Here is a 12,583-nt window from a genome sequence, read left to right as displayed (position 1 = left end):
GCGGCCCCCGGTGCGGCCTTCGGCACCGATTTGCCTGCAAACGCATATTTATTCTCCGTGCCGCGAAATCGCTCTGGCCGCGGCGCGCAAGGTCTGGCTAAGCTGCGCCACAGGAGCCGGGCCCAACCCGGCCGTTTCCAACAGGAAGGACGAAAAACATGAAGTTGCGTTTCATCTCCGGCCTGCTCGCGGCCGCGCTCCTCGCCGCGCCGGCCGCCGCGCAGACGCTCGAGGTCGGCGCCTACCCGTCGAACCCGCCCTGGGAGTTCAAGAACGAGCAGAGCGAGTTCGAAGGCTTCGAGGTCGATCTCGTGCGCGAGATCGCCGACCGCCTCGGGCGCGAGCTCAACATCCAGGATCTCGGCTTCCAGGCGCTCTTCGCGGCGACCTCCTCGGGCCGGATCGACATGGCGATCTCCACCATCACCATCACCGACGAGCGCCTCGCCAACCAGGCCTTCACCCAGCCCTACTACGACAGCGATCTCGGCCTCGTCACCGCGCAGGACGACGTGACCACCCCCGACGATCTCGCCGGCCGGCCGGTCGGTGCCATCGCCAGCTCCACCGGCGAGGTGTGGATCTCCGAACAGTCCGAGACCTACGGCTTCGGCGACTACCGCTCCTACACCACCCAGCAGAACCTGCTGCTCGACGTCGCCAACGGCCGGGTGGCCGGCGGCATCGGCGACATCCTCGGCTTCGAGTTCGCGGCCGAGCAGATGCCGGCCCTGCGCGTCTCGGCGCGGATCCAGACCGGCGAGCAGTTCGCGATCATGATGCCCAAGGGCTCCGAGCTTCTCGGCCCGGTCAACGACGCGATCACCGCGATCAAGGAGGACGGCACCATGGCCGAGCTCTACCGCACCTGGCTCGGGTCCGAGCCGGCGGAGGGCACCTCCACCCTGACGGTCCTGCCGATCCCCGGCAGCTGACCGCGCGGGGCGGCGCGGGCCCACCCCCCGGGGCCCGCGCCGCCCGGCCCCGGACCCCCGAGACGACATCGCGCCGGCCCGTCCCGGGCCGCGCCGCCTGCCCCACATGACCCGGACACCGCATGAACTTCTTCGAGACCTTCCTCAATCTCGACGTGATGATCCGCGTCTGGCCGATGCTGGTGAAGGGCATCGGCAACACGCTCGCGCTGGCCTTCACCACCATCGCCGGCGGCGGCGTGGTCGGCGTGCTGATCTGCCTCGTCCGGCTCTACGCGCCGAAGCCGCTGCGCTGGCTCGCCATCGCCTATATCGACGTCTTCCGCGCGATCCCGATCCTCGTGCTGCTGGTGCTGGTCTACTACGCCCTGCCCTTCATGGGGATCCGGCTGTCGTCGTTCCTCGCCGCCGTCGTGGCGCTCGGGCTGGTGTTCTCGTCGTTCACCGCCGAGGTCTTCCGCGCCGGCATCGAGGCGATCCCCAAGGGCCAGATGGAGGCCGCCGAGGCGCTCGGCCTGCCGTTCCGCGTGACCATCTGGAAGGTGATCCTGCCGCAGGCGCTCAAGATCGCGATCCCGCCGCACACCTCGAACTCGGTCGCCATCGCCAAGGACACCTCGCTCGCCTCGGTGGTGGCGATGCCCGACCTGCTGAAACAGGCGACCGACGCGCAGGCGCTGACCGCGAACCCCTCGCCGCTCATCGCCGCCGCGATCATGTACCTGATCTTCCTGCTGCCGGCGGTGCGGCTCGTGTCGTATTTCGAAAACCGCTACCGGCACGCCTGACATGCCCCGCTTCGCCCGCCGCATCACCGACACCTCGCCGAAGGATTTCGGCATGGTCGCCCGCGCCCTCGCCAGCGGCCGCGACGACCTGATCCATCTCGAGCTCGGCCGCCCGATCGAGGACACGCCGGCCCACATCAAGGAGGCGACGATCGCCGCGCTGCGCGCCGGCCACGTCCACTATTCCGACCTGCAGGGCCTGCCCGAGCTGCGCGCCGCGCTGGCCGCGCGCATGGCCGGCGACGGGCTCGACTACGGCGCCGGCGAGGTGCTGGTCACCAACGGGCTGACGCAGGCGAGCTACGCCGCCTTCACCGCCTTTCTCGATCCGGGCGACGAGGCGATCCTGCTCTCGCCGCACTATCCCCAGCACATCGGCAAGATCGAGATGGCCGGCGCCACGCCGGTCTTCGCCCCGCTCGACGCGGCGGACGGCTACGCCATCCGCCGCGACCTGATCGAGGCACGCATCACGCCGCGCACGAAGCTCGTCGCGCTGGTCAATCCGTGCAACCCGACGGGCCGCGTCTACAGCCGCGACGAGCTTGCGGTGCTGGCCGATCTCGCGGTGGAACACGACCTCCTGGTGCTCTCCGACGAGGTCTACGACCGCATCGTCTACGACGGCGCCCGGCACGTCCCGATCGCCGCGCTGCCGGGCATGCGCGAGCGCACGATCACCATGTCGGCCTTCACCAAGGCCTACGCGATGGACGGCTGGCGGCTCGGCTGGCTCGCCTGCGACGCGGCGCTGATGCCCGGGCTGATGAAGATCACCACCTCCGAGGTCACCCACGTCAACACCTTCATCCAGTACGGCGCGCTCGCCGCGCTCGAGGGCCCGCCCGAGGTGCTCGCGGCGATGGTCGCGGACGATCGCGCGCGCCGCGACCTCGTGGTCGCGCGGCTGAACCAGATGCCCGGCATCACCTGCCCCGCGCCCGAGGGCACCATCTACGCCTGGCCTGACATCTCCGCCACCGGGCTGAGCGCGCGCCGCTTCGCCGAACGGCTGATGGACGAGGCCGGCGTCGCCGTCGAGGCCGGCAGCTTCTACGGCCCCCCGGGCGAGGGCCGCCTGCGCATCTGCTTCGGCGCCGCCGATCTCGACACGCTCGACGCGGCGATGACCCGCATGAGCCGCTTTCTCAACGCTCTCTGAGACGCCGCCCCGCCACCACCAGAAACCGCCGCCCCAGACAGCCAGGGCCGCCCGGGCCGCCCCGGCACCGCACCCGGCCCCCCCTGGTCCGGACCCCACCACGCCGTCCGGCGCGCACCGGTATCGCACACCGCGCCGCGGCCAGTGCCCGACCCGTCGCCCGGACCTTCGCGGACGAGGCGCCAGCCCCCAGGGCCGAAGGTCGGCCATTGGCACCGCCACCCCCGACCCCGGATCCGCCCTGCCCGGATACGCCCCCCCGAACACCGCGGCGCCCGACCCGCCTTCTTCTTGGTTCAAATACTCCGGGGGTGTGGGGGCTGGCCCCCACTCCGGCGCTCGGCCGCCCGTCCCGGCCCTGCGCCGTCCGGGCGCAAGACCTGCGCCGGCCCACGCGCCGGGGCTCGACCGCCCTACCCCGCCTTGCGGACCTGCGAGAACCCGGCCATCGCGGCGTAGCCGCCGACGATCGCCTTGCGGTCGGCGTGGCTCAGGACGGCGTCGATGTCGCGGAAGCCGGCGGGCGCCAGTTTCTCCACCTCGTCGATCACCCGCTCGGGGCCGCCGCGGCGGTTGGTGCGCACGACCTCGGCGGTGAGCGGCAGGCGTTCCTTCTCGTAGACCCAGAGCGCGGCGCGGGGATGTTCGGCCCGGGCGAGCGCGTCGGCGAGGCAGCGCGCGTCGAGGATCGCCTGGCTCGCGCCGTTGGAGCCGACCGGGTACATCGGGTGCGCCGCGTCGCCGAGCAGCGTCACCCGCCCGAAGGTCCAGCGCGGCAGCGGGTCGCGGTCGGCCATCGGGTACTCGTAGATCGCCGGCGTCGCGCGGACGAGCGCGCCGATGTCGATGCCCGGCACAGAGAAGCGCAGCGCGTGCGGCAGCACCTTCGACAAGGGCGCCTGCCGCGACCAGCTGTCGGGCGGCGGCACGGACACGGCCGGATCCTTGATCCGCACGTTCACCACCCAGTTCATCAGCTGCGTCTTTCCCGCGGGCGGCGCGATCGGGTAGAGCACGACCTTGCCGCCGAGCCCGCCGCCGATCGCCATGCTCTCGCCGTCCCGCCAGACCGGCCAGTCGGCGGCGCCGCGCCACATCACCACGCCCTGCCACGAGGGCGGCCCCTCGCCGGGATAGAACACCCGCCGCCCGGCGGAGTGGATGCCGTCGGCGCACACGAGGACCGACCCGCGCAGCGTCTCGCCGGCGCCGCCCTCGACGGCGTCGGTGTAATGGGCGGTGACCCCGCCCTCGTCCTGCACGAAGCCCGCGAGGCGCCGGCCGGTGCGCACCGCGTCGGGGCCGAGCCGCGCGATCACCGCGTCGTGGAGCGCCTTTTGCAGGCGCCCGCGGTGGATCGAGAATTGCGGCACCTCGTGGCCGGCATGCATGCCGCGCAGCTCGGACCAGACCTCCTGCCCCTGCCGGGTGAGATAGGCGAGCCGCCGGGTGCGCACGCCGACCTTGTCGAGCGCCGGCAGGAGCCCCAGCGCGGAGAGCTCGCGGATCGCGTGCGGCAGCACGTTGATGCCGACGCCGACCTCGCGCACCTCGCGCGCGGCCTCGTGGAGGACGCAGGGCACGCCGCGCGCGTGCAGCATCAGGGCCGTGGTCAGCCCGCCGATCCCCGCGCCCGCGATCAGGACGGTCATGGGCTCAGCCCTCCTCGGGCGGCGGCAGGAAATCGACCTCGTGCTCGGCCGACACCGCGACCACGTCGGCGGGGTTGGCGTCCGGCCCGAGATTGTGCAGCGCCCAGAACAGGTCGTAGAGACGCCGCGACGGCGCCACCCAGAACAGGCACTTGATGGTGGTGTCGGTCTTGTTGAAGATCCCGTGCGGGATGCCCATCGGCAGCCGGATCAGGTCGCCGGGTTCGGCATAGGCCTCGACCCCGTTCAAGAGCAGGTCGAACCGGCCCTCCAGCACGTAGATGAACTCGTCCTGCGTGGGGTGGATGTGCGGCGGCACGAAGGTGCCCTTGGGCAGCGTCGCGTGCCAGGCCATCGACGCCTCGGAATGCTGTTTCGGCACGTAGGTCTGGCCGAGGATGTTCCAGGTGACGTCGTCGACACCCGCGTGGGACTTGGTGACGCCGGGCAGCATGGTCATGGGGCGGTCCTTTCGATCGGGCCGGGGCGCGGGATGGCCGGGCGCCTCCGGCGGGAGTATTTCTGCCAAGAAGAAGGCGCGCCGGGGCGCGCGGGCGGGCGGCGGTCAGACATGCAGGAAGCGGTCCTTCACCTCGGGGGTGGCGAGGATCTCGGCGGTGGTGCCGGTCCAGACCACCCGGCCCTTCTCGATGACCACGTGGCGGTCGGCGAAGCGGGTCAGCGCGTCGACGTTCTTGTCGATCACCAGGATCGCCTCGCCCTCGGCCTTGAGCCGCGCGAGGCAGGCCCAGATGTCGGCGCGGATGAGCGGGGCCAGCCCCTCGGTCGCCTCGTCGAGCACGATGAGCCGCGGGTTGGTCATCAGCGCCCGGCCGATCGCCAGCATCTGCTGCTCGCCGCCCGAGAGCTGGGTGCCCATGTTGCGGCGCCGCTCGGCGAGCCGGGGAAAGAGCGCGTAGATCTTCGCGAGGTCCCATTTTCCGGGCCGCGCGGTGGCGCGCAGGTTCTCCTCGACGCTGAGGGTGGGAAAGACCTGCCGTCCCTCGGGCACGAGCCCGAGCCCGGCCTGCGCCACGCGGTGCGGATCGGCCCCGGTGAGGTCGGCGCCGTCGACACTGACCCGGCCGGCGCGCGGCTTCAGCAGGCCGAAAATCGACTTCACCGTGGTGGTCTTGCCCATGCCGTTGCGGCCGAGCAGCGTGACCACCTCGCCGTCGGCGACGGCGAGGTCGATGCCGAAGAGGATGCGGCTTTCGCCGTAGGCGGCCTCGAGGTGCTCGACGCTCAGCATGGGGCGCGTGTCCCGTCTTGGCGCGGCGGGCATGAGGCCGCGGCCCGGCGCGGCGTGACCCTGTGGGGCCCCCGGTCGGCGTGTTCGGGCCGCGGCGACGCTGCGGGGCGGTTCGCGGCCGTGGGCGCCGGTGGCAGGCGGCGGCGGCGGAGGCGGGTCATGCGGCGTCCTCCTCTTCCTCGCCGAGATAGGCGGCGCGGACCTGGGCGTCGGCGCGGATCTCGGCCGGGGTGCCGGTGGCGATGATGCGGCCGTAGACCAGCACCGACACCCTGTCGGCGAGACGGAAGACCGCGTCCATGTCGTGCTCGATCAGCAGCATGGTGAAGCGGCCCTTCATGGCGCGCAGCGCGGCGACGAAGGCGTCGGCATCCTCGCCGCCGACGCCGGCCAGCGGCTCGTCGAGCAGCAGGACACCGGGCTCGGTGGCGAGCGCGCAGGCCAGCTCCAGCCGGCGGTGTTCGCCGTGGCTGAGGGCGCTGGCGCGCGCCCCCGCGCGGTCGGCCAGCCCGGCGGCGTCGAGCGCGCGCATCGCCGCATCGTTGAGCGCGGCCTCGGACGCCACCGGCGCCCAGAACCGGAACGAGGAGCCGTGCCGCGCCTGCACCGCCAGCGCGGCGTTCTCGAGCACGGTGAAGCCGGGCAGCGTCTGGGTGATCTGGAAGCTGCGGGCGAGGCCCAGATGCACGCGCTCGGGCATCGAGGTGCGGGTGATGTCGCGCCCGTCGAGGCGGATCGCGCCGGAATCGGGCCGCAGCTGGCCCGAGATCTGCGCGATCAGCGTGGTCTTGCCGGCGCCGTTGGGGCCGATGATGGCGTGGATCTCGCCGGGCTCGGCGGTGAGCGACACGTCTTCGGTGACGCGCAGCGCGCCGAAGCTCTTGTCGAGGTGGTCGATCTCGAGCCGGCTCATGCGCCGTCCCTCCCCCGCAGCTGCGCCACCAGCCCGGTGATGCCGCGCGGGCTGAAGAGCACCATCAGCACGAGGAAGACGCCGAACCAGAGCCGCCAGTGCTCGGTCATCATGCCGAGCACCTCCTCGAGCAGGAGCGCGGCCACCGCGCCGCCGATGGCGCCGGTGAGCGTGCCGATGCCGCCCAGCACGACCATCACGATCAGTTCGCCCGAGCGGTGCCAGGACATGAAGGCGGGCGACACGAACTCCGCCTGGTTGGCCAGGAGCACGCCCGCCACGCTGGTCATGCAGCCCGAGATCACGAAGGCGGTGAGCTGGTAGCGGAACGGCGAGAAGCCGATCGCCTCCATCCGCACCGGGTTCTCGCGGATGCCGGTCAGCACCCGGCCGAAGCGCGATCCGACAATCCGGTGGCAGAGCGCGAAGAGCCCGACCAGCACCGCGAGCGTGACGTAGTAGAGCGTCACGTCGTTTTCGAGAACGCGGCTGCCGAAGAGCGTGGAGCGCTGCGACAGTCCGTAGCCGTCGTCGCCGCCATAGGCCGAGAGCGAGATGAAGAAGAAGAACGCCATCTGCCCGAAGGCAAGCGTGATCATGATGAAATAGACCCCCCGCGTGCGCAGCGAGATCGCCCCGGTCACCAGCGCGAAGAGCGCCGAGACGAGGATCGCGCCGAGCATCTGCAGCAGGAGGTCGCTCACCCCGTAGCTCGACAGGATCGCCACCGCGTAGGTGCCGAAGCCGAGATAGGCGGCGTGGCCGAACGACACCATCGCGCCGTAGCCGAGGATCAGGTCGAGCGCCATCGCCGCGATCGCGTAGGCGAGGATGCGCGTGGCGATCAGGATCAGGAACGGATCGTCCAGCGCGATCACCACCGGCGGCACCAGCGCGAAGAGCACGAACAGAACCAGCGCCGCCTTGACCCGGGGCGCGAGCGCGGCGGCACGGGCCGGCCGCGCGGCAGCGGGGGCGGTGGTCTCGGCCATCAGGCGCGCCCCCCGAAGAGCCCGGCGGGCCGGGCGAACAGGATCGCCGCCATCAGGATGTAGACGAGCATCGGCGCCAGCATCCGCCCCGCCTGCCCCGCCGCCGAGGGGTCGAGCACCTCGCGCAGGAGGATCGGGCCGAACACGCCGCCGAGCGTGTCGACGATCGCCACGAGCAGCGCACCGAGGAACGCCCCCTTGATCGAGCCGATGCCGCCGATGACGACGACCACGAAGGTCAGGATCAGCACGCTCTCGCCCATGCCGGTATCGACCGACAGGATCGGCGCCACCAGCGCGCCGGCAAAGCAGGCGAGCACCGCGCCCAGGGTGAAGACCATCGCGAAGAGCTTGCCGATGTCGATGCCGAGCGCCGAGACCATCATCCGGTTGGTCGCCCCGGCGCGCAGCAGCATGCCGATCCGCGTGTGGTTGATGACGAGGTAGAGCCCGCCCGCCACCGCGAGCCCCGCGATGATGATCGCGATGCGGTAGACCGGGTATTGCAGCGGGCCCATCAGCGGCACCGATCCCGACAGGATCTCGGGCATCGGCACCGACAGGGGCGACACGCCCCAGACGATCTTGACCGTCTCGTTGGCGATCATCACCAGCCCGAACGTCGCCAGCACCTGGTCGAGATGCGAGCGCGCGTAGAGCCTTCGGATCACCACGACCTCGAGGATGAGGCCGACCGCGACCGCCGCCGGCAGCATCAGCAGGAGCCCCCACCAGAAGCTGCCGGTCAGCGCCGCGAAGGTGGCCACGAAATACGCGCCCACCATGTAGAGCACCCCGTGGGCGAGGTTGACCACGTCCATGATCCCGAAGACGAGCGTCAGCCCGGCCGCGATCAGGAACAGCAGAACCCCGAGCTGCACCCCGTTCAGGAGCTGGAGCACGAAGAGATTCGCCATCGCTCGATCCCCCTCGCCCGGGCGGTCAGGACGCGCCCATCTGGCACTGCTCGGCGTAGGTATCGACGTAGTCGTCGAAGATCTTCTCCTGCGCCGAGGTGCCGTACATGCCGTCCTCGCGCTTGACCGCCTCGACGAGGTAGAAGTCCTGCACCGGGTAGTTGTTCACCCCGAAGGAGAAGTCGCCGCGCGGGCTGTCGAAATCGGCCTCCTTGAGCGCCGCGCGCAGGGCGTCGCGGTCGGTCAGGTCGCCGCCGACCTTCGAGACGGCCGAATTGATCAGCTGCGCCGCGTCGTAGGCCTGCATCGCGTAGGTGCCCGGCACGTGGCCGTATTCCTCGATATAGGCCGACACGAATTCCGCGTTCGCCTCGTTGTCGAGGTCCGGCGCCCAGTTCGCGCCGCCCAGAAGACCCACGGCCGCGTCCTGCGTGGCCGGAAGCGTCGTCTCGTCGACGGTGAAGGCCGACAGGAACGGGATCGAGGACAGGCCCGCCTGGTCGTACTGCTTGACGAGGTTCACGCCCATGCCGCCCGGCATGAAGGTGAACAGCGCGTCGGGCTGGAACGCGGCGATCTGCGCGAGTTCGGACGAGAAGTCGAGCTGCCCGAGCTCGGTGAAGACCTCGCCCGCGACGCCGCCGGTGTAGGAATGCTTGAACCCCGCGAGGCTGTCCTTGCCCGCCTGGTAGTTCGGCGCCATCAGGAACACGTTCTGGTAGCCCTGCTGCTCGGCATAGGCGCCCATCACCTCGTGGTTCTGGTCGTTCTGGTAGGAGGTGACGAAGAAGTTCGGGTGGCAGTCCGGCCCGGCGAAGTTCGAGGTGCCGGCATTTGTCGAGATCAGGATCGTGCCGGTCTCGGTCACCGGCTGGTGGATCGCCACCAGGATGTTCGAGAAGATCGGACCGACCACGAAGTCGACCTCTTCGCGCTGCACCAGCTCGCGCGCGTCGTCGGCGGCCTTGTCGGGGCGCTGCTCGTCGTCGATCACGACGATCTCGGTCTCCATCCCGCCGATCTCGCCCATCCGCTCCGCCGCGAGCATGAATCCGTTGCGCGCCTGCTCCCCGAGCGCGGCGGCCGGGCCGGACAGCGTGTAGATCAGGCCGATCTTCAGCACGTCGTCCTCGGCCGCCGGCGGCACCTCCTGCGCGGCGGCGCCTGTGGCGAGCCCGAGGGTCAGCGCGGTCGTCGCCAGTATCGTCGTCTTGGTCTGCATTGTCGTCTCCCTGTTGGATCTGGGCGGCCACGCTCTCTGTCGGGCGCGTGCCGCGGTCTCGTCCCTCATTAGAGGGCGGGATCGCCTCGCCGGCGCAAGCCCTTTCCGGGTCTGGTGCGCGTCGGACGACCGTCTGTTTTCCCGATCGTGGCCCGGTCCGGCGAATATTTCAAGCTCAAACCTTTTTTGCTTGAAACAAAATCCGCGACTGCCTAGCCTTTGCGCGACACCGACCACGGAACGGAGTGCGCGACAGGTGGCCTACGGCGAGACGGAAATCGGGCGCGGATCGCGAATCGCGGACACCGCGCCGGGCGACGGGGGGTCGAAGGAACGCCTGCGGCTCTGGCTCAGATTGCTCAAGTGCACCCGCGGGGTCGAGACCGAACTGCGCGACCGCTTCCGCCGCGAATTCGACACCACCCTGCCCCGGTTCGACGTGATGGCCGCGCTCGCCCGGTTCGAGGGCGGGCTGAAGATGAGCGCGCTGTCGGGCGTGCTGCGGGTCTCCAACGGCAACGTCACCGGCATCGTCGACCGGCTCGCCGAGGACGGGCACGTGGTGCGCGTGCAGGTGCCCGGCGACCGCCGCGCCTCGCTCGTGCGCCTGACCAAGCGCGGGCAGGAGGAGTTCGCCCGCCAGGCCGCCGCGCACGAGGCCTGGATCGCCGAGCTTCTGTCCGGCTTCGGCCCGGACGAGGCCGACACCCTGTCCGAACGCTTCGACGCGGTGACCCGCGCCGACGCCGACACCGACGACCAGCCGAGGGAGACCGGGGCATGAGCGACGATCCGGTGCATTTCCGCTGCGACATCGCGGACGGCGTCGCGACGCTCCGCCTCGACCGGCCCGACCGCAAGAACCCGCTGACCTTCGACAGCTATGCCGAGCTGCGCGACTGGTTCCGCGCCCTGCCCTACCGCGACGACGTCAAGGCCGTCGTGTTCGGCTCGAACGGCGGCAATTTCTGCTCGGGCGGCGACGTGCACGACATCATCGGCCCGCTGACCCGGATGTCGATGAAGGAGCTTCTGGCCTTCACCCGCATGACCGGCGATCTGGTGAAGGCGATGATCGGCTGCCAGACGCCCGTCGTCGCCGCCGTCGACGGCGTCTGCGTCGGCGCCGGCGCCATCGTCGCGATGGCCTCCGACCTGCGCGTCGCCAGCCACGACGCCAAGACCGCGTTCCTGTTCACCCGCGTCGGCCTCGCCGGCTGCGACATGGGCGCCTGCGCCATGCTGCCCCGCATAATCGGCCAGGGCCGCGCCGCCGAGCTTCTCTATACCGGCCGCGCGATGAACGCCGAGGAAGGCGCCGCCTGGGGATTCTGGAACCGCGTCGTCGACCGCGACGCGCTCGAGGAGACGGCGCAGGACATGGCCGCGCGCATCGCCGCGGGCCCCAATTTCGGGCACATGATGACCAAGACCATGCTCAACCAGGAATGGTCCATGTCGCTCGAGCAGGCCATCGAGGCCGAGGCGCAGGCCCAGGCGATCTGCATGCAGACCGCCGACTTCACCCGCGCCTACGAGGCCTTCGTGGCCAGGGAAAAGCCCGTCTTCGAGGGGGATTGATGCCCGACCGCTCCTATCTCGACTGGCCGTTTCTGGAGGATCGCCACCGCGACCGCGCCCGCCTGCTCGACGCCTGGGCGGCCGGAATCGGCCCGATCGACCACGACGACACCGACGCCACCTGCCGCGATCTCGTCGCGCGGCTCGGCGCCGACGGCTGGCTCGAGGCGACGGCGGCCGACCCGGCCGATCCCCGCCCGCTCGACGTGCGCGCGCTCTGCCTCAGCCGCGAAACGCTCGCCCGCCACGACGGGCTGATGGACTTCGCCTTCGCCATGCAGGGCCTCGGCACCGGCGCGCTGTCGCTCTTCGGCACGCCCGACCAGCAGGCCGAGTGGCTGCCGCTGACCCGCGCGGGCAAGGCGATCTCGGCCTTCGCGCTGACCGAGCCGCGCTCGGGCTCGGACGTCGCCAATTCCACCATGACGGCGACCGACGACGGCGACGCCTGGGTGCTCGACGGCGAAAAGACGTGGATCTCGAACGGCGGCATCGCCGATGTCTACACGCTCTTCGCCCGCACCGGCGAAGGCGCCGGCGCCAGGGGGCTCTCCGCCTTCGTGGTACCCGCCGACACGCCCGGGCTGTCGATCGCCGAGCGGCTCGACACCATCGCCCCCCACCCGCTCGCCACGTTGCGCTTCGACGGCGCGCGGCTGCCGAAATCGGCCCTGCTCGGCCAGCCCGGTCAGGGCTTCAAGATCGCCATGTCGGTGCTCGACGTGTTCCGCACCACCGTCGCCGCCGCCGGCCTCGGATTCGCCCGCCGCGCCCTCGACGAAACGCTCGCCCGCGTCACCGCGCGCGAGGTCCAGGGCAAGCCGCTGAGCGAGTTGCAGCTGGTGCAGGGTCACATCGCCGACATGGCGCTGCGCGTCGATGCCAGCGCGCTCCTGGTCTACCGCGCCGCCTGGGCCAAGGATTCGGGCGCCCCCCGCGTCAGCCGCGAGGCCGCGATGGCCAAGCTCCACGCCACCGACGAGGCGCAGAAGGTCATCGACGCGGCGGTGCAGCTGCACGGCGGCGACGGCGTGCGCTCGGGCGCGGTGGTGGAGCGCCTCTACCGCGAGATCCGCGCGCTGCGCATCTACGAAGGCGCCTCCGACGTGCAGAAGGTCATCATCGCGCGCCAGACGCTCGACGCCGCCGCCGCGGCCGGCTGACGCGGC

13 protein-coding genes are annotated in these 12,583 nt (G+C 71.0%); 6 read left to right on the top strand and 7 right to left on the bottom strand.

Going from position 1 to position 12,583, the window contains the following annotated elements:
* Positions 1-158: 158 nt before the first annotated feature.
* The 3 genes from ROJ8625_RS15830 (at position 159) to ROJ8625_RS15820 (ending at position 2,885) form a co-directional block, all read left to right on the top strand.
* Positions 159-935, top strand: coding sequence for an ABC transporter substrate-binding protein (locus ROJ8625_RS15830; RefSeq protein ID WP_085792898.1), 777 nt, complete (start codon positions 159-161; stop codon positions 933-935).
* 122 nt (positions 936-1,057) lie between these two features.
* Positions 1,058-1,723: an amino acid ABC transporter permease gene (locus ROJ8625_RS15825; RefSeq protein WP_085792897.1), complete on the top strand. Its 666-nt coding sequence runs from the start codon at positions 1,058-1,060 to the stop codon at positions 1,721-1,723.
* A 1-nt stretch (position 1,724) separates the two neighbouring features.
* Complete coding sequence (locus ROJ8625_RS15820) at positions 1,725-2,885, top strand: pyridoxal phosphate-dependent aminotransferase (RefSeq protein ID WP_085792896.1); 1,161 nt, start codon at positions 1,725-1,727, stop codon at positions 2,883-2,885.
* Between the two features lie 413 nt (positions 2,886-3,298).
* Here ROJ8625_RS15820 and ROJ8625_RS15815 read toward each other — a convergent pair whose 3' ends face one another.
* The 7 genes from ROJ8625_RS15815 to ROJ8625_RS15785 form a co-directional block, all read right to left on the bottom strand.
* Positions 3,299-4,537: a flavin-dependent oxidoreductase gene (locus tag ROJ8625_RS15815; protein ID WP_085792895.1), complete on the bottom strand. Its 1,239-nt coding sequence runs from the start codon at positions 4,535-4,537 to the stop codon at positions 3,299-3,301.
* Between the two features lie 4 nt (positions 4,538-4,541).
* Complete coding sequence (locus tag ROJ8625_RS15810) at positions 4,542-4,997, bottom strand: cupin domain-containing protein (protein WP_085792894.1); 456 nt, start codon at positions 4,995-4,997, stop codon at positions 4,542-4,544.
* Positions 4,998-5,102: 105 nt separating this feature from the next.
* Positions 5,103-5,789, bottom strand: a complete 687-nt coding sequence (locus ROJ8625_RS15805) for an ABC transporter ATP-binding protein (protein ID WP_085792893.1) — start codon at positions 5,787-5,789, stop codon at positions 5,103-5,105.
* Positions 5,790-5,946: 157 nt separating this feature from the next.
* Positions 5,947-6,702 carry an ABC transporter ATP-binding protein gene (locus ROJ8625_RS15800; protein ID WP_085792892.1) on the bottom strand — a complete coding sequence of 252 codons (756 nt, stop codon included), beginning with the start codon at positions 6,700-6,702 and terminating at the stop codon, positions 5,947-5,949.
* The gene (locus ROJ8625_RS15795; protein WP_085792891.1) at positions 6,699-7,694 is read right to left on the bottom strand and encodes a branched-chain amino acid ABC transporter permease; all 996 of its coding nucleotides are present in this window, start codon (positions 7,692-7,694) and stop codon (positions 6,699-6,701) included. The genes ROJ8625_RS15800 and ROJ8625_RS15795 overlap by 4 nt, the downstream gene beginning before the upstream one ends.
* On the bottom strand, positions 7,694-8,611 hold the full coding sequence (locus ROJ8625_RS15790; RefSeq protein WP_085792890.1) for a branched-chain amino acid ABC transporter permease: 918 nt from the start codon (positions 8,609-8,611) through the stop codon (positions 7,694-7,696). Before ROJ8625_RS15790 ends, ROJ8625_RS15795 begins: the two co-directional genes overlap by 1 nt.
* A 25-nt stretch (positions 8,612-8,636) precedes the next feature.
* Positions 8,637-9,833: an ABC transporter substrate-binding protein gene (locus ROJ8625_RS15785; RefSeq protein ID WP_085792889.1), complete on the bottom strand. Its 1,197-nt coding sequence runs from the start codon at positions 9,831-9,833 to the stop codon at positions 8,637-8,639.
* 295 nt (positions 9,834-10,128) lie between these two features.
* Here ROJ8625_RS15785 and ROJ8625_RS15780 point away from each other — a divergent pair, with 295 nt between their 5' ends.
* The 3 genes from ROJ8625_RS15780 to ROJ8625_RS15770 are packed head-to-tail and all read left to right on the top strand — an operon-like array spanning position 10,129 to position 12,577.
* Positions 10,129-10,617 (top strand): MarR family winged helix-turn-helix transcriptional regulator, encoded by a 489-nt coding sequence (locus ROJ8625_RS15780; RefSeq protein ID WP_234984301.1) that lies wholly within the window; start codon positions 10,129-10,131, stop codon positions 10,615-10,617.
* Positions 10,614-11,414 (top strand): enoyl-CoA hydratase family protein, encoded by an 801-nt coding sequence (locus ROJ8625_RS15775; RefSeq protein WP_085792888.1) that lies wholly within the window; start codon positions 10,614-10,616, stop codon positions 11,412-11,414. The genes ROJ8625_RS15780 and ROJ8625_RS15775 overlap by 4 nt, the downstream gene beginning before the upstream one ends.
* Positions 11,414-12,577 (top strand): acyl-CoA dehydrogenase family protein, encoded by a 1,164-nt coding sequence (locus ROJ8625_RS15770; RefSeq protein ID WP_085792887.1) that lies wholly within the window; start codon positions 11,414-11,416, stop codon positions 12,575-12,577. Before ROJ8625_RS15775 ends, ROJ8625_RS15770 begins: the two co-directional genes overlap by 1 nt.
* Positions 12,578-12,583 lie beyond the last annotated feature (6 nt).

The sequence above is a fragment of the Roseivivax jejudonensis genome (assembly GCF_900172265.1).
GTDB lineage: Bacteria > Pseudomonadota > Alphaproteobacteria > Rhodobacterales > Rhodobacteraceae > Roseivivax > Roseivivax jejudonensis.
The sequence above is the reverse complement of the archived record's forward strand: the minus strand, read 5'-3'. Positions and strand labels throughout refer to the sequence as shown.